Source organism: Mesorhizobium sp. CNPSo 4670 (assembly GCF_057784235.1).
In genome coordinates this window covers 102,822-119,377 of sequence record NZ_JBWJFQ010000007.1, presented here as the reverse complement: position 1 = coordinate 119,377, position 16,556 = coordinate 102,822, and the positions used below count along the sequence as shown (strand labels likewise).

The following is a 16,556-nucleotide window of genomic DNA, read 5'->3' as shown; positions in this document are numbered from 1 at the left end:
TCAAGGACAGCGGATTTTCCGGTCCGCCGTGACGGGCGGCAGCGGTGGACATTCGCCCTTGCCCTGTCGGCGGGCGCGGGTTTCAATGCCGGCAAAGGAGTCGAGGCGCCGGGCGCCTTGATGTCCTTGCGGGAGGGTGTGCTTGAAAGTCGGGGTGGTCCTCAATCCGATTGCCGGTGGCGGCCGGTTGAAACGGCATTGGCCGGAGGTCGCCGCGTCGCTGAAAAGGCATTTCGGCGAATTCGAGCTGCGTGAGACGCAGGCCGAAGGTGATGCCGAAAGGCTGGCGCTCGATCTCGCGGCAAACGGTTTCGACCTGGTGATCGCGGCCGGCGGTGACGGCACTGCCAGCGACGTGGCCGACGGGCTGCTGCAGGCGTCCAAGGAAGGCCGCAGGACAACCGAGCTTGGCCTCTTGCCGTGCGGGACCGGCATCGATTTCGCGCGCGGGCTCGGCCTGCCGAAAGAGGTGGATGCGGTGGTGAAGCGGCTCGCGGAGGCCAAGCCTCGGAAAGTCGATGCCGGATGCATTTGCTACATCGACGACCATGGGGCACTGGCCAGCCGCCATTTCATCAACATCGCCAGCCTAGGCCTGTCGGGCGCCACCGATCGCGCCGTCAATGCCGACAAGCGCAAGGGCAAGATGTCGGCGAAGTCGCTGTTCCTGTGGCGCACCGTGGTCGAGTTCATCCGCTACCGCTTCCAGCATGTCAGGATCACCGTCGACGACGGCACGCCGGTCGAGGCGCGCATGGCGCTGGTGGCGGTCGCCAACGGCAAGTTCTTCGGCGGTGGGATGATGATCGCGCCGGATGCGGAACTGGCCGACGGGCAGTTCGACATCGTGATCCTGCGCGCCGCCGGCAAGCTGAAGTTGATCTGGGACATCCGGCTGCTCTATGGCGGTCGGCACCGCAACCATCCGGCGATCACCATCCTGCGCGGCAGGAAAGTGGTGGTCGAGCCGCTCGGCGATGTCGACAAAAACGGCGCATTGGTCGACATAGATGGCGAGTCGCCGGGACGCATACCGGCGACCTTCGAGATCCTGCCCGGCGCGCTGACGCTCAGATATTGAATCAAGTCGTTAACAGATCGATTCAGGTGAATCCGGAGGTGGGTACAACCAACTGAAATCGCTTGATTTCTTGCCTGGTATCAGACTTCGAGCTTAGACGGGAAACCGGGAGCGCGCAGGTCAGTGCCAACGGCATCTTCCAGCAATTTGACGATCTGGGTCGACCACGCGGCGCCGCCATAGGCTTCCCGGCCTTGCTCAAAAATCGCGTTGACGCGCGATGCCAGCTCGAGCGGCACGCCAGACTGTTCGCCCATGGCCAGCGCGAAGCCGAGATCCTTCAGCGCTAGGTCCATGGTGAAGCCGATGTCGTAGGAGCCGTTGAGAATGAGCTGGCTTTCGGTCTCATGGACAAAGCTGTTGCCGGAGGAGGCAACGATGGCGTGGTAGGATTGGGCGAGGTCGAGCCCACCTTGCTTGGCCAGCATCAAGGCCTCGCCGGCGGCGACGAGATGGATGAAGGCGAGCATGTTGGTGATCACCTTGATCACCGCCGCCGAGCCGACCGGACCCATCAGGAACGACTTCGCGCACATCGCTTCGATTGCTGGGCGATGGCGCGCATAAAGTGCTGCATCGCCACCGACCAGTGCGGTAACTTTTCCGACAGCCGCCAGATGCACGCCGCCGGTGACGGGGCATTCCAACGTTTCGATGCCCTTGGCCGAAGCGAGGGCAGCCAGACGCACGATCTCGTCGCGGCCGTTGGTCGACATCTCGATCCAGGTGCCGCCTTCGGGCAGGCCCTCTAACAAGCCGCCTAGACCGGCTAGCACCGCTTCGCTGACTTTGGGCGAGGGCAGGCACGTGATGGCGTTGCCGGCTTTAGCGGCGGCTTCGGCGGTACTGTCGGCAGCGGCCGCGCCGAGCGCGACGAGGCGCTCGACGGCGATGGGGTCGCGGTCGAAGACGGTGACCGCAAAGCCGTTGCGGATCAGGCTGGCGGCAAGATTGCCGCCGAGATGGCCAAGGCCGATGAAGGCGTAGCTTTCGCTCACGGCATCAGCGGCGTCTGCATCATCTGCAGATGCAGTTCCTTGCCAGTGTAGGGATGCGCATCGCAGACCGCTTCGTTGAGCTCGACGCCGAGGCCGGGCTCCTTCGACGGGATGACATTGCCGTCCTGCCACTCGATCTTCTTCGTAAGCAGCGTCGCGTGGAACCCGTCCCACTGCTTCAGCGATTCCAGGATGAGGAAGTTGGGCAGCGTCACCGCCAGCTGGATGTTGGCGGCGCCGACGATCGGCCCGCAATAGCAGTGCGGGGCGACCTGGATATGGTAGGCCTCGGCCATGGCGGCGATCTTCTTGGTTTCGAGGATGCCGCCCGAGCGGCCGAGGTCTGGCTGCAGGATGGTCGCGGCTCGGTTCTCGATGACCCGGGCGAATTCGAACTTGGTCGTCAGCCGCTCGCCGGTGGCGATCGGGATCGACGTGCCTCGCGCCACCTGCGCCATCACTTCGGGCATGTCGGGCGGCACCGGTTCCTCGAACCATAGCGGATCATAGGGCTCGATGGCGCGGGCCATGCGCAGCGCGCCGGAGGCGGTGAACTGGCCGTGGGTGCCGAACAGGATGTCGGCGCGGGTGCCGACCGCCTCGCGGATCGCCTTGATCATGCGGGCGGAAAGATCGATGTCAGCAAGGCGCGGCTGGTGGCCATCGAAGGCGGTGTAGGGGCCGGCCGGATCGAGCTTGACGGCATTGAAGCCCTGCTCGACATATTCGAGCGCGCAGGCGGCGGCGAGATCGGGGTCGTTGTAGACGTTCTTGCCGCGCGCATCCTCGGAGTGGACGCTGCCGGTGTGCGGGTAGAGGTAGGTGTAGGAGCGCAGCGTCTCGTGCACCTGGCCGCCGAGCAATTTGTAGACCGGCTTGTTGGCCTCCTTGCCGATGATGTCCCAGCAGGCCATTTCCAGCGCCGAGAAGCAGCCCATGCCAGACACGTCAGGGCGCTGGGTGAAGCCTGACGAATAGGCGCGGCGGAAGAAATTCTCGATGTCGTGCGGATCGCGGCCGATCAAATAGCGCTCGGCCATGTCCTCGACCATCTTCGCCGTGACATGGGCGGAGAAGGTGGCGTTGTAGGCCTCGCCATAGCCGACGACACCGCCATCGGTGGTTAGCTTGACGAAGATGAAATACTTGCCGCCGATGCCGGGCGGCGGGTTGCCGACAACCCAGGTCTTGACGTCGGTGATTTTCATTTTTGGTCCTCCAGAACCAGTTCGGCGCCCTTCCAACCGGTCATGATCGAGGCGGCGTTGGTGTTGCCGGTGATGTTGTCGGGAAATATCGAAGCGTCGATGACACGCAAGCCCTCGATGCCGTGCACCTTGAGGCGCGGATCGACGACGGCGCGCGAGGGATCGGGGCCCATGCGGCAGGTCGACACCGGATGATAGACGGTGCCCGAGCGCTTCCGGAAATCCTGGATCAGATCGGCGTCGGATGTGATCGACGGGCCCGGCAGGACCTCTTCCTTGATGATCTCGGCCATTGCCGGCATCGAGGCGATCTTGCGCACGAACTTCACCGCGTCGAGCATCTCGGCGACGTCGGCCTCGGTCGAATAGGCATTGGCTGAAATCCGGGGATAGTCGCGCGGATTGCTGGAACGGATCATGATCTCGCCGCGGCTCGACGGGCGGCAATTGGACAGGCCGATGGAGAAGCCGGGCCACGGGTCGGGCGTCAGGATGGGGCGCTCGCCGCTTTTCGGGATGACGGTCGAGAAGGCCTGGAAATAGAGCTGCATGTTGGGGCGGGTCGCCGCCGAGTCGGTGCGGAAGAACCCTCCGGCATTGTTCATCGACAGCGACAGCGGGCCGGAGCGCGTCAGGATGTATTGCATGCCGACCAGGAGCTTGCCCCACCACGGACGCAGCGTCTGGTTGAGCGTCGGCAGCCTGCCCTTGAAGGTGTAGTTGATGCCGACATGGTCCTGCAGATGCGCGCCGACATTCCCGTTGGCATGGACGACGGCGATGCCAAGCCCCTTGAGCAGCGCCGAGGGGCCGACGCCGGACAGCTGCAGCAATTGCGGCGAGTTGACCGAACCGCCCGACAGGATGACCTCACGCCCGGCACGCGCTGTCTTGGTCTCGCCGTTCTGCAGATATTCGACGCCGACGGCGCGCTTGCCTTCGAACAGCACCCGGGTCGCCAGCGCGTTCATCTCGACGCGGACGTTGGCGCGCTTCATCGCCGGGCGCAAGAAGGCGCGCGCCGCCGACATGCGGCGGCCGTTCCTGGTCGAGATCTGGTAGACGCCGACGCCTTCCTGGGCAGCACCGTTGAAATCGGGGTTGAGCGGCAGGCCGGCCTGCTGGCCGGCGGCGAGATAGCGCTTGGTCAGTGGGTGGACGGCGTCCGAACAGTCGGTGATATGCAGCGGGCCGCCGACACCGCGCCATGCGTCGGCGCCGGCCTGATTGTCCTCCAGCGCCTTGAAGGCCGGCAAGATATCGTCATAGCCCCAGCCTGGGTTGCCAGCGGCTGCCCAGGCATCGAAATCCTCGCGCGCGCCCCGGATCCAGACCATGGCATTGATCGAGCTCGAGCCGCCAAGCAGCTTGCCGCGCGGCCAGTGGTCGGCATTGCCGGCGAGGCCTGGATCCGGCTCGGCCTTGTAGTTCCAGTTCACCGCCGGATCGAAGAAAGTCTTGCCGTAGCCGAGCGGCATCTGCACGTAGAAGCGGCGGTCCGTGCCGCCGGCTTCCAGCACCAGCACGGAAAAGCGCCCCGAGGCCGACAGTTTGTCGGCCAGGACCGAGCCGGCCGAGCCGGAGCCGACGATGATGAAGTCATAGGTCTGCATGATTGGTGGGCGGCTCCGGAAATCTGGCCACAGCCTAGACGCGGCGGGTCCGCCGCGTCGCCGCGCCTTCCGGCATCGGTTGTGAAAAAAGCGACCGGGATGCCAGGTCGAGTTGCGGGGAATCCCGACAATCACGCTTGATATGCATGGGGTCGACAGCTTATGCGATGATATCAGCCAATCTGCGGAAGGCAGGAATCATATGCGCACCTTGCCTGATGCTTTCATTCCCGAATTGCCGGGCCACTACAGCGGCAAGGTCCGCGAAAACTACGACCTGCCGGACGGCAGGCGCATCATCATCGCCACTGACCGTCTCAGTGCCTTCGACATCATCCTGACCTCGATCCCGTTCAAGGGGGAGATCCTCACCCAGACTGCGCGGTACTGGTTCGAGGAAACCGCCGATATCTGCCCGAACCATGTTCTCGAATATCCCGACCCGAACGTCGTCGTCGGCACAAGGCTGGACATCCTGCCGGTCGAAATCGTCGTGCGTGGCTATCTGGCGGGAACCACCAGCACCTCGATCCTGACAAGGTACCGGCGCGGTGATCGCGACATGTATGGAATGACCCTGCCGGACGGACTGCGCGACAATGAAAAACTGGCAGAGCCGATCATCACGCCGACCAGCAAGGCCCTGCACGGTGGCCATGACGAGCCGCTGTCCAAGGCCGAGATCCTTGAGCAGGGCCTTCTCACGCAAGCGCAGTGGGATACCGTATCGGGCTATGCCTTGCAGCTATTCGCCCGCGGCCAACAGCGCGCCGCCGAACGCGGCCTTATTCTCGCCGATACGAAATACGAATTCGGGACCGACAAGGGCGGGACCATAATCCTTGCCGACGAAATCCACACGCCGGACAGCAGCCGATACTGGATCGCCGGGAGCTATGAGGAAGCCCTCGCCAGCGGCAGTCGACCGGAGAGCTTCGACAAGGATTTCATCCGGTCCTGGGTCTCCGAGCGATGCGATCCTTACAGCCAACCGATACCTGACATACCCGACGAGATCGTCGAGCAGGCATCGCGGGTCTATGCGCAGGCTTACGAGGCAATCACGGGCAGAGAATTCTCTCCTGACCTTTCTGGGCATACCGTCCTGGATCGCATTCGCTCGAACCTCGAGCGTTACTTCTAGCGGTCAAGCGAGACTTCGGTGGGTGGCGCGTTGACCTCTCGGCGCCGTAACGGTACGGGATCGAGGGCATTGACCTCGAAGGATTTCCCCCATGGTGCACTACGCTGAAGGACGGCCGCTCGGCGATCTGACGCTGCGCACGCTGGCCATGCCTTCGGATGCCAACGCGGCCGGTGACATCTTCGGCGGCTGGGTGATGGCGCAGATGGACCTTGCCTGCGGCATCCGTGCGGCCGAGCGCGCCAAGGGCCGCGTGGTGACGGCGGCGGTCAAGGAGATGTCGTTTGCCAAGCCGATGAAGATCGGCGACACGCTGTGCATCTACACCCATGTCGAGCGTGTCGGCCGCACCTCGATGACGCTCAAGGTCGAAGCCTGGGCGCAGCGCTATCTCTCAGACCTGATGGAGAAGGTCACCCATGCCGATTTCGTCATGGTGGCGCTGGATGGCGAGGGCAAGCCAAAGGCGGTTCCGGCGGAAGCCTGATAGGGGCTTCGGCGCACAGCCATGCCGGGTGAACTCGCGGCAGACGCGAAACGGGCCGCGCACGGTCTGTTGATGAACGAAGACAATCAGTCAACGATTGCTGAACGCCGCGCTGGCAGGTACCGCCGCGGGTTTGCCCTTGTCCGCTGACGGCGTTCGTCTGAAAGCCAGACCCGAAACCGGTCAACAGCCGCCGGCGGAATGCAATGTCGCTAGCGCAGCCATCGGCGAAAACCTTTTTAATACAATGGCTTCAGGCATGTGTCGCGTCGAATTTTTCACGTGCTGCCCGCACGCGCGTGGTGTTGACGCGCGCCCATTCGCCAAGTGCGCTGACCGGGATCAGCAATTCATGGCCGAGTTCGGTCAGCTCGTAATCGACGCGCGGCGGTATGGTCGGAAATACGGTGCGAGTAACGAAGCCGTCACGCTCCAATCCGCGCAAGGTGGTGGTCAGCATCTTCTGCGAGATGCCGCCGACAGCGGCGCGTAACTCATTGAATCGCAACGGTCCTTGGCCGAGCTTGCCGACCACCAGAACGGTCCATTTATCACCGACGCGCTGCAGGATTTCCGAAACGGCGCGGCAATCTTCGGTGTTGAGCGGGTTCCTCAGTAACAAAAAGGTGCCTCCTTGCGCCGCGAGTTGACAGTATCTCATATAGCGCCGGTATCCAAACGATACCAACTTTGCTTGCAAGGAAGAGCCCCATGTCAAAACCCAAGATCGCCATCATTGTCGGCTCCACGCGCGCCGCGCGCTTCGCCGACGTACCAACCCAGTGGATCGCCAAGATCGCCAAATCGCATGCCGATATCGACGTCGAGATCGTCGACCTGCGCGACTTCCCGCTGCCGTTCTTCGACGAGGTCGCATCCTCCGCCTGGGCGCCGTCGCAGAATGATGTGGCGAAGCGCTGGCAGAAGAAGGTCGCCGAATTCGACGGCTTCATCTTCACCGCCGCCGAATACAATCATGGTCCGACGGCCGTGCTGAAGAACGCCATCGACTACGCTGCCAACGAATGGAACAAGAAGCCGGCCGGCTTCGTCGGCTATGGCAGCGTCGGCGGCTCCCGCGCCGTCGAGCAGTTGCGCCTTCATGCGGTCGAATTGCAGATGGCGCCGGTCAAGTCGGCCGTCCATATCGCCTGGGGCGACTTCCTCGCCGTCCGCCAGGGCGAGAAGAAGCTCGAAGACCTCGAGCACCTGAACCAGGCCGCCACGGCGCTGGTCAACGACGTCGCGTGGTGGGCCAAGGTGCTGAAGGCAGCACGTCAGGCCGACGCCGTCGCCGAGGAAGTCAAGGCGGCCTGACCGCCGGTTAGAATTGTCCTCCCAAGGATCCGGGGCGGCGCTAGCGCCGCCCTTTTTCAATTGTAGGAGGCGTGCGTCTCCCGCGCCGGCCTTGGGCGGATGATGCAATCGGCGAGGCGATCCTTTTCGTTGAGCTCGTCGGCGTGGTGCTGGCCCCATTGGCAGAGCGCCAGCAGGATCGGCTCGAGGCTGAGGCCGAGACTTGTCGCCGAATATTCGACGCGCGAGGGGACTTCGGCAAAGATCTCGCGGCTGACGAGGCCGTGCTCTTCCATTTCGCGCAGCTGCTGGATCAGCACCTTCTGGGTGATGCCGGGCATCATCGCCTTCAGCGCCGACAGCCGCCGCGGGCCGTCGAAGAGATGGTAGAGAATGACCGCCTTCCAGCGCCCCGCGATCACTTTCAGGGCACGCTCCGCCGGCAGCATCGGCAGTCTCTTGATGGTCAGTCTCTTGCTCGGATTGGCCATGGTCACCTCTTGGTCAGCAGAGGACAAATGAGTGTGTAGTCGAGGCTGCGCAGATAGTGGCAAACCGTGGCCGATGCCATAGCGATCGGAGTTTGCCATGAAAGCCATTCAACTCAGCCGCTTCGGCGGTCCCGACGTGCTGGAGGCGGTCGACCTGCCGTCGCCCGTGCCGCAGGCCGGCGAGGTGCTGGTTCGCGTCCATGCCGCCGGGATAAATTTCTTCGAAGTGCTGATGCGCAGGGATGGCTACGCGGTGACGCCGCAACTGCCGATGATCCTTGGCGTCGAGGCTGCGGGCTTCGTCGAGGCCGTTGGACACGGGGTGGATGCGTCGCTGCTGGGCGCCCGTGTCGCTGCGCCTTTGTTCGTTTCGAAGCGTCCCCACAGCGGCTATGCGGAGCAGGTGACGATCGACGCGGATCTCATCGTGCCGCTGCCGGATGCCCTGTCGTTCGGGGATGCGACGGCGTTGATGGTGCAGGGGCTGACGGCCCTTCACCTGCTGCGGCAAAGCTCGCCCGGCGGCAAGTCGGTGCTGGTGCCGGCCGCGTCGGGTGGCGTCGGTTCGCTGCTTGTCCAACTGGCCAGGCTAAAGGGCGCACGCAAGGTGATCGCGGCCGCCGGAGGCAAGACCAAGCTCGATCTCGCTCTGTCGCTGGGCGCCGATGCCGCCGTCGACTATATCAAGCCCGATTGGCCCGCCCGCGTTCGCGACATCACGGACGGGCAGGGCGCCGATATCATCTACGACACGGTCGGCGGCCCGCTGACGGCTGCGTTGCTGCGGGCTCTGGCACCCGGCGGCGAACTGGTGTTCGCGGCGCTTGGCCGCTACGCGCTTGCGGCTTCGGACCTCGAAACGATGATCGGCCGCAACCAGTCTTTGAGAGGTTTCGCGCTGCTGCCGCTGCTGTCCACGGACGTGCTGAAAGCTAGCCTGTCCGAGCTGTTCCAACTGGCGGCAAGCGGTCGGCTGCAGGTCGCGATCGGCGGCCGCTTCCCGCTTGACCAGGCTGGCGAAGCGCACCGCTTGATCGACGAGCGCCGCTCGACGGGGAAGGTGGTGCTGATGCCCTGATATTGTGGTCGATCAATCGCTTCAAACTGAGCGGACTTCATTTTTTTGTCTGGGACAACGTCGCCTTGTTCGATGTCACACTGCCTTTCGATCGGAGCCCACCGGAGCCCCACAAGGCGCGCCCGATCAAGTTGCGTCTGCCCTTGCGTGGGACAAGATCGATATCGCTGACAAGCTTTGCACCGCCCTCGCGCCGCTCCAATGTGATCTTGCGGCTATGGAAGACTTCCAGCTCGGCGCGATGCGCAACGCTTATGATGGTGACCTTCGGCAATTCTTGAATGAGCACCTCCATCATCCTGCCCTGACTCTTCTCATCGAGCGCCGCGGTTGCTTCATCCAGCACGATGATGTCGGGGCTGTGCAGCAGGAGACGCGCGAAGGCGAGTCGCTGTTTTTCGCCACCCGACAAGGTCTGGTCCCATGGCGCGTCTTCCTCGATCTTGCCGGCGAGATAGGCGAGCCCCACTCTGTCGAGCGCAGCCTTGATCTCTTTAATCGTCCAGTTGTCGGCGGCGGCGGGATAGGCGACAGCGCGGCGAAGCGTGCCTGAGGGGATGTAGGGTCGTTGCGGCAACATGAACAACCGTCTGTCGGCATGGAAATTGACGCTGCCGCCACCCCACGGCCACAGGCCCGCGACGGCCCGCACCAGCGTGCTCTTGCCTGAACCGGATTCGCCGGCCACCAGCACCCGCTCGCCCGCTTCGATCACGACCTTGGTTTCCTTGACCACGGATGTGCCGTCGTCGAGCGTCACGGAGAGATTGTCGATGCTGAGCATCGCACCGTCTTCGGTTTCGCCGCGCTGGATGCGTCCCAGGGCGTCGCTCTGCTCAGCGCGTTCCAGGCCATCGAGCGACATCATCAGCGAGGCGATGCGCCTTGCCGAGGCGTTCCAATCGGCGAGACGGGGGTAGTTGTCGACCAGCCATCCGAATGCGCCCTGCACGATGGCAAAGGCGGAGGCGGCCTGCATGACCTGGCCAAGTGTCATGCTGCCTTCGAGAAACTTTGGAGCGCAAAGCAAAACCGGCACAACCGGCGCGAACAGGCTCGACCCCTGCGACACCAGTGCCGTGCGCATGTGCTGGCCTGTGAGGAGCGCCCATTGCCTGAGCACATGGGCGAACCTCTTGTCGATGCCGCTGCGCTCCTCCTCTTCGCCGCCGAGCAATGCGATACTCTCGCCGTTCTCGCGCACGCGCGTCAGCGTGTAGCGGAACTCGGCTTCCGCCTGGTTCTTTTCCTCGGAGAGGTGGACGAAATGGCGGCCAATCACTGCCATCGAGGTGGAGGTAATCGCTGCATAGATGATCGCGGTGATGACGAGGAAGCCGGGAACCGTGATGGTCGAACCCGAGACTGTGAAGCTCAGTGCCCCGCCGATCGTCCACAGCACCACGATGAAGGTCGAGGCCGACAGAAACGCGTTGATGACACCGGCGGTGAAGTCGACCGGGGATTCGGTGGCAATCCGCAAATCCTCCGACACGCGGGCTTCGGGGTTCTGGTGGTCGCCGCCGACGAGGTTCAACTGATAATAACGGCCGTTCGCGAGCCAGCGCGCGATGACCGCGGTGGTGAGCCAGGAACGCCAGCGGCGCTGAATCGTCATGCGAAGGAAGACTTGTGTAACGACAAGGCTTCCGCTCCCAAGCACCAGCGGCACGAAAACGGCGGTCAGGAAATACACGGTGTGGGCATCGCGTTGCTCAAGGGCGTCGAAAATCGCCCGGTTCCAGCGATTGATCCCATACTGGAAGCCGACGTTCACGCATATCAGGAACAACAGCCCGATCGTGAACGGCCAGGCGAGCCTGTCGCCGCCGCGGCCCCAGTAACCGCGGGCGCTGATCCAGAAGCGCTTCAACAAGTATTTCTTGCGCGCCTGCTCGGCCTCCTCGGGCGTCAGTTCCGGATCGGGTTCGATGACATCCGGCGGCGGCGCGGCCTGGCCGTTGACCTCGGGCGCGGCATGCCCGTCGACCTCAGGCCCGGCATGCCCCTCGGCCCCGGGCGCGGCTTCGACAGTCGATGCCTTTTCCTGGCGCGACTTTTCAGCACCGCGTGGTTTGGCACCATTGACAGATTTCGGCTTGGATTTGGCCCCGGACATAGGCCGATAACGGCTTAAAAATCAAAAGGTTTCACGATGTCAACGGATCGCGCTGATTATCAGCGTACGGCTTCTCGGTGAGCTCTGGGCAGGCGGGTGGCGAGGAGGCTGTCGATGAACGCGCGGGCCGGCATGGGGCAGGCCCGCCGCGGCCATTCAGGCGACCGCCGGGATGTGGCGCGGGCCGGCGAGCATGGCGAGGCCAAAGCCTTCGATCGAGGACGTGACCCAAACATTTTTGACGTGACGTCGCCGCGATCCGTATCCACGGCGTAGCGTACGGCGCCGCCGCCCATCCGACGGGGCGGAATGGACGTCTTGGTGTTTTAGCCGATCTCCGTTGAAAACCAGGTTCCAGTCCTCGATCCTCACAAGTCACTTGCATAATGCAATCCACTAGGCTATAAGTCACTTTCATTTTGAAAGAGACCAGCGACAATGGTTGCCAAAACAAGCTTTGAAACCCGCCCGTGCCCCATCGCACGCAGCCTCGACGATGTCGGCGAATGGTGGAGCATTCTTCTGTTGCGGGATGCGTTCCAGGGCCTGACGCGCTTCGACCAGTTTCAAAAGAGCCTGGAGATTGCGCCCAACATTCTGACGCGGCGGCTGAACAGCCTGGTTGAGCGTGGGCTGTTCGAGAAGCGTATCTACTGCGAGCGGCCGCTTCGCCACGAGTATGTCCTGACCTCAAAGGCTCGCGATTTTCGCCCGGTCCTGCTGTCGCTGCTCGCCTGGGGCAACCGGCATCTGGCGCCTGAAGGCCCGAGCTTGGTGGTGGTGGACAAGGCGGACGGGCGCTGGGCCGAGCCGGTGCTGGTCGATCGCCACAGCGGCAGGGAACTCGACAGTGAGGATTTCACCATGGCGACGGGACCTGCGGCTACCGATCGCATGCGGCAGCGGTATCGCTTCGGCAGCGAGGGCTCCGGCCTTCCGCTGGTCGACAACGCGCTGCACCAGCACAGCCAGGAAGAGGCGCGCGGCAGATGAACAAGGTTCTTTCACCGGCCGAATTGCAACCATCGGTCGCCCAAAATCCGACGCCTGCCATTTCCGTGGCCATGGCTCCCACGCCCGCCAGCAAACGACGCAGGCCATTGCTGATGTTGGCGGGCCTTGTCGTGATCGGCGTCGCCGGCTGGTACGGCGTCCAGTGGTGGCAGGCCGGACGCTTTCTCGTCTCGACCGATGATGCCTATGTCGGCGGCAACGTCACGCCGCTGGCCCCAAGGGTCGCCGGGCATATCGACCAGATCCTTGTCGAGGACAACCAGCATGTCGCCGCGGGCCAGGTGGTGATCCGCATCGACGACCGGCCCTTCAAGGCAGCGTTGGAACATGCCGAGGCGTCGGTCCAGCAGCAGCAATCGGCCCTCGACAATCTTCATGCCCAGGTCTCGCTGCAGAATTCGATGATCCAGCAAGCCGGGGCCGATCTTGACGCCAAGAGCGCGGCGGCCGTTTTCACCGATCAGGATGCGAAGCGCTATGAGGTGCTTGCCAGTACCAGGGCCGGTTCGCAGCAAGACGCACAGAGAAGCTTTGCCGCCGATGGCCAGGCCAAGGCGTCCGTCGCCGCCTCCCGTGCGGGACTTGCGGCAGCGAAGCAACAGCTCGACGTCCTCAACACCCAGATCTCGGAAGCGACCGCGGCGGTCGCGGCAGCCAAGGCCGATGTCGACACCGCGCAGCTCGATCTCGGCTTCACCGAAATCCGCTCGCCCATCGATGGCATCATCGGCAACAGGCTGGCGCAGGTCGGCACCTATGTTTCACCCGGCAGCTATCTCCTGACGATCGTTCCGGCCTCGGGGCTGTGGGTTGATGCCAATTTCAAGGAAGACCAGCTGCGCCACATGGCCGACGGGCAGGCGGCTACGGTCTATACGGATATTGCGCCCGACGAGCCGCTCAAAGGACATGTCACCAGCCTGGGGCCGGCAACCGGGGCCATCTTCAGCGTGATCCCGCCGCAGAACGCGACCGGCAATTTCACCAAGATCGTCCAGCGCGTCCCTGTCAGGATCACGATCGACCAGGACGAGGTGCAGAAGGTTGCGCTCAGGCCAGGTCTGTCGACCGCCGTGACGGTCGATACCGCGTCGCGCTGAGGACGCCATGCCAGAGCGCGCCGTCCCGCAATCCTTCCTCGCGAGCATCTTGCCGTTCATGGTGATGTGCGTGGGGATGTTCATCGCGCTTCTCGACATCCAGATCGTCGCGTCCTCGCTCCAGGATATCGGTGGCGGCCTGTCGGCTGCCCAGGATCAGATCGGCTGGGTGCAGACATCCTACCTGGTGGCGGAAATCATCGTGATCCCGCTGTCAGGCTGGCTCACGCGCGTGTTCTCGACACGATGGCTTTTCACCATCTCGGCGGCCGGATTCACCCTGGCAAGCATGCTTTGCGGATTGGCCTGGAACATTGAAAGCATGATCGCTTTCCGCGCACTGCAGGGGCTGCTCGGGGCGTCGATGATCCCGACGGTCTTCACCTCGTCGTTCCATTATTTCCAGGGTCCGAGGCGTGTCTATGCGGCCGCGGTGGTTGGCAGCATCGCTTCGATCGCGCCGACGCTCGGCCCCGTCATCGGCGGCTGGATCACCGATACGCTGAGCTGGCATTGGCTGTTCTATGTCAACGTCATTCCAGGCACCATCATCACCATCCTCGTCGCCACCTTGGTCAAGATCGACGAACCCGATCCGTCCCTTTTGAAGGGCGCCGACTACATCGGCATCGTCTTGATGGCGGTCAGTCTGGGCACGTTGGAATATGTTCTCGAAGAGGGTTCGCGCTGGAACTGGTTCGATGATGCGACAATCCGCAATGGCGCCATCCTCGCAGGGGTCACCGGAGTTCTGTTCGTCGTCCGCAGCCTGACCTATTCGCAGCCGGTGGTCGATTTCCGCGCCTTCGGCAACCGCAATTTCGCGATCGGCTGTTTCCTCTCGTTCATCACCGGTGTCGGCATCTTCGCCACGATCTTCCTGACGCCGCTGTTCCTCGGTTACGTGCGCGGCTACGACGCCCTGCAGACCGGGCTGGCGGTCTTTTCCACCGGCGTTGCTTCGATGGTTGGTGTCCCGGTCTACATCTTCCTCGCCAAGCGCTTCGACACACGCTGGCTGATGATGTTCGGGCTTGCCTCCTTCGGCGCGTCGATGTGGAGCTTCAGTGCCATCACCAGCGAATGGGGCGCCGCGCAGCTGCTTCTGCCCCAAATCTTTCGCGGCTTCCCGCAGGTTTTTGCTGTCGCGCCAAGCGTCAATCTCGGTCTCGGCAGCCTGCCGCCCGAACGGCTGAAATATGCCAGTGGCCTGTTCAACACGATGCGCAATCTCGGCGGTGCGGTCGGCATCGCCGTTTGCGGCGCGATCCTGAACGACCGCACCAACTTCCATTTCCTGATGATCGCATCGCATTTGACGCCACAGAATGAGGCTGCCATGCGTCTCGTCGACAACGTCGCGCTGCGCTATGGCCAATTGCCCGGCGCCGTCGGCGACGGTCACACCGCTTCGCTGAAGCAGTTGTGGGCGTTGGCCTATCGCGAGGCGTCGACCATGGCCTATGCCGATGCGTTCCTGGTGATCATGGTGGCGTTCGTCATCGCGACGGCGCTCGTTCCGTTCCTGCGCAACGTCACGCCGAAGGCGCCGCCTCCGGACGCGCACTGAAGCGGGACCGACGCGAGCTGGTCGTCAGCGCACCGGCTCGCGGTGCGTACCGGGCAGGCGGGTGGCGATGAGCTTGTCGATGCGGCGGCCGTCGAGATCGACCACTTCGAAGCGCCAGCCCTGTGCGTCGACGCATTCGCCGGTCGCCGGCAGGTGGTGCATGTGTGACAGCACGTAGCCGGCGACGGTCTCGTAGTCGCGGTTTTCCGGCAGGTCGATGCCGAGGACATCGGCCATCTCGTCGGCCTGCATGTAGCCGGCAAGCAGCCACGAGCCGTCCTCGCGCTTGACGGCATTCTCCTCGTCGCCGGCGTCGGTGTCCGCTCTGAAGACGCCGGTGATGGCTTCGAGAATGTCGGCCGGGGTGACGATGCCTTCGAAGTGGCCGTACTCGTCATGCACCAGCGCCATCGGCACGTCGGATTCCTTGAGCTTCTGCAGCACATCCAGCGCGTCGGCCTGATCATAGACGATGGGCGCGGCGCGCACATGCCTGCGCGGGTCGAGCACGCGGCCGGCAAGCAGTGCGGCGAGCACGTCGCGCGTCTGGACGACGCCGACCATGACATCGACGCCACCATCACCTGCCGGCAGGCGCGAATGCTGGGTCTCCATCAAAAGCTTGCGGATGGCGCTCTCGTCGGACTGCAGATTGATCCAGTCGACCTCGGTGCGCGGCGTCATCACGGCGCGTACGGCGCGGTCGCCAAGCCGCATGACACCGGCGATCATGCGCCGCTCGTCCGATTCGATGGTGCCGTGATGCTCGGCCTCGGCGACGAGCATCTTGATCTCCTCGTCGGTGACCTTCTCATCGCTTTCGCCGCGTTGGCCGAGCAGCCACAATATGGCGCGGCCGGAAATGTCGAGCAGGAAGACCAGAGGGGCCGAGACGGTGGCGAGGATGGTCATTGCCGGCGCCGCCCGCGCGGCAACGCGCTCGGGATCGCGCAAGGCGATCTGCTTGGGTACCAGCTCGCCAACGATCAGCGAGAAATAGGTGATGATGGCGACGACAATGCCGACACCGACCGGATCGGCGACGTTTTCGCGCATGCCGGTCGAAGCCAGGAAGGTGGCCAGCCGGTCGCCCAGCGTGGCGCCGGAAAACGCGCCGGAGAGAACGCCGACCAAAGTGATGCCGATCTGCACCGAGGACAGGAACTTGCCGGGATTGGAGCCAAGCTCCAGAGCCCGGCCGGCACCGTTGACGCCGCGGTCGATCATCGCCTTGAGCCTAGCCGGGCGCGACGAGACGATGGCGAGCTCGGACATCGACAAAAGGCCGTTCACACAGATGAGGACGACCACGATAGCGATTTCGACGTATAGCATGAGCGGTCAATAGCATTGCGGC

Annotated in this window: 16 protein-coding genes; 9 read left to right on the top strand and 7 right to left on the bottom strand. The window is 63.6% G+C overall.

Annotated features, from left to right (window positions below):
- Positions 1–142 precede the first annotated feature (142 nt).
- The gene (locus tag AC0ZT5_RS14360; RefSeq protein WP_488496969.1) at positions 143–1,081 is read left to right on the top strand and encodes a diacylglycerol/lipid kinase family protein; all 939 of its coding nucleotides are present in this window, start codon (positions 143–145) and stop codon (positions 1,079–1,081) included.
- 80 nt (positions 1,082–1,161) lie between these two features.
- On the opposite strand, the gene AC0ZT5_RS14355 is transcribed toward AC0ZT5_RS14360, so the two are convergent.
- From AC0ZT5_RS14355 to AC0ZT5_RS14345, 3 genes are read right to left on the bottom strand one after another with little or no spacing between them, the layout of a single operon-like run.
- Entirely contained in the window at positions 1,162–2,079 is a 918-nt protein-coding gene (locus tag AC0ZT5_RS14355; RefSeq protein WP_488496968.1) for an NAD(P)-dependent oxidoreductase, read from the bottom strand.
- Complete coding sequence (locus AC0ZT5_RS14350) at positions 2,076–3,287, bottom strand: mandelate racemase/muconate lactonizing enzyme family protein (RefSeq protein WP_488496967.1); 1,212 nt, start codon at positions 3,285–3,287, stop codon at positions 2,076–2,078. The genes AC0ZT5_RS14355 and AC0ZT5_RS14350 overlap by 4 nt, the downstream gene beginning before the upstream one ends.
- Entirely contained in the window at positions 3,284–4,900 is a 1,617-nt protein-coding gene (locus tag AC0ZT5_RS14345; RefSeq protein ID WP_488496966.1) for a GMC family oxidoreductase, read from the bottom strand. The genes AC0ZT5_RS14350 and AC0ZT5_RS14345 overlap by 4 nt, the downstream gene beginning before the upstream one ends.
- Before the next feature lie 202 nt (positions 4,901–5,102).
- Between AC0ZT5_RS14345 and AC0ZT5_RS14340 the strand changes: the two genes are divergently transcribed.
- Both AC0ZT5_RS14340 and AC0ZT5_RS14335 read left to right on the top strand, forming a co-directional pair.
- Positions 5,103–6,044 carry a phosphoribosylaminoimidazolesuccinocarboxamide synthase gene (locus tag AC0ZT5_RS14340; RefSeq protein ID WP_488496965.1) on the top strand — a complete coding sequence of 314 codons (942 nt, stop codon included), beginning with the start codon at positions 5,103–5,105 and terminating at the stop codon, positions 6,042–6,044.
- A 91-nt stretch (positions 6,045–6,135) separates the two neighbouring features.
- Positions 6,136–6,531 carry an acyl-CoA thioesterase gene (locus tag AC0ZT5_RS14335; protein ID WP_095090906.1) on the top strand — a complete coding sequence of 132 codons (396 nt, stop codon included), beginning with the start codon at positions 6,136–6,138 and terminating at the stop codon, positions 6,529–6,531.
- Positions 6,532–6,784: 253 nt separating this feature from the next.
- On the opposite strand, the gene AC0ZT5_RS14330 is transcribed toward AC0ZT5_RS14335, so the two are convergent.
- The gene (locus tag AC0ZT5_RS14330; protein WP_167392347.1) at positions 6,785–7,153 is read right to left on the bottom strand and encodes a winged helix-turn-helix transcriptional regulator; all 369 of its coding nucleotides are present in this window, start codon (positions 7,151–7,153) and stop codon (positions 6,785–6,787) included.
- 89 nt (positions 7,154–7,242) lie between these two features.
- Between AC0ZT5_RS14330 and AC0ZT5_RS14325 the strand changes: the two genes are divergently transcribed.
- Positions 7,243–7,848: an NADPH-dependent FMN reductase gene (locus tag AC0ZT5_RS14325; protein WP_488496964.1), complete on the top strand. Its 606-nt coding sequence runs from the start codon at positions 7,243–7,245 to the stop codon at positions 7,846–7,848.
- Between the two features lie 56 nt (positions 7,849–7,904).
- On the opposite strand, the gene AC0ZT5_RS14320 is transcribed toward AC0ZT5_RS14325, so the two are convergent.
- The gene (locus tag AC0ZT5_RS14320; RefSeq protein ID WP_488496963.1) at positions 7,905–8,318 is read right to left on the bottom strand and encodes a winged helix-turn-helix transcriptional regulator; all 414 of its coding nucleotides are present in this window, start codon (positions 8,316–8,318) and stop codon (positions 7,905–7,907) included.
- 97 nt (positions 8,319–8,415) lie between these two features.
- Between AC0ZT5_RS14320 and AC0ZT5_RS14315 the strand changes: the two genes are divergently transcribed.
- A complete protein-coding gene (locus AC0ZT5_RS14315) occupies positions 8,416–9,396 on the top strand; it encodes a quinone oxidoreductase family protein (protein WP_488496962.1) in 981 nt (326 codons plus the stop codon).
- Between the two features lie 37 nt (positions 9,397–9,433).
- Here AC0ZT5_RS14315 and AC0ZT5_RS14310 read toward each other — a convergent pair whose 3' ends face one another.
- On the bottom strand, positions 9,434–11,515 hold the full coding sequence (locus AC0ZT5_RS14310) for an ABC transporter ATP-binding protein/permease (RefSeq protein ID WP_488496961.1): 2,082 nt from the start codon (positions 11,513–11,515) through the stop codon (positions 9,434–9,436).
- A gap of 114 nt (positions 11,516–11,629) precedes the next feature.
- Here AC0ZT5_RS14310 and AC0ZT5_RS14305 point away from each other — a divergent pair, with 114 nt between their 5' ends.
- The 4 genes from AC0ZT5_RS14305 (at position 11,630) to AC0ZT5_RS14290 (ending at position 15,199) form a co-directional block, all read left to right on the top strand.
- On the top strand, positions 11,630–11,791 hold the full coding sequence (locus tag AC0ZT5_RS14305) for a hypothetical protein (protein WP_488496960.1): 162 nt from the start codon (positions 11,630–11,632) through the stop codon (positions 11,789–11,791).
- Positions 11,792–11,953: 162 nt separating this feature from the next.
- Entirely contained in the window at positions 11,954–12,508 is a 555-nt protein-coding gene (locus AC0ZT5_RS14300) for a winged helix-turn-helix transcriptional regulator (protein WP_488496959.1), read from the top strand.
- Positions 12,505–13,629 (top strand): HlyD family secretion protein, encoded by a 1,125-nt coding sequence (locus AC0ZT5_RS14295; protein WP_488496958.1) that lies wholly within the window; start codon positions 12,505–12,507, stop codon positions 13,627–13,629. Before AC0ZT5_RS14300 ends, AC0ZT5_RS14295 begins: the two co-directional genes overlap by 4 nt.
- Positions 13,630–13,636: 7 nt before the next feature.
- The gene (locus AC0ZT5_RS14290; RefSeq protein ID WP_488496957.1) at positions 13,637–15,199 is read left to right on the top strand and encodes a DHA2 family efflux MFS transporter permease subunit; all 1,563 of its coding nucleotides are present in this window, start codon (positions 13,637–13,639) and stop codon (positions 15,197–15,199) included.
- 24 nt (positions 15,200–15,223) lie between these two features.
- On the opposite strand, the gene AC0ZT5_RS14285 is transcribed toward AC0ZT5_RS14290, so the two are convergent.
- Positions 15,224–16,534 (bottom strand): hemolysin family protein, encoded by a 1,311-nt coding sequence (locus tag AC0ZT5_RS14285; RefSeq protein ID WP_488496956.1) that lies wholly within the window; start codon positions 16,532–16,534, stop codon positions 15,224–15,226.
- Positions 16,535–16,556: the final 22 nt, after the last annotated feature.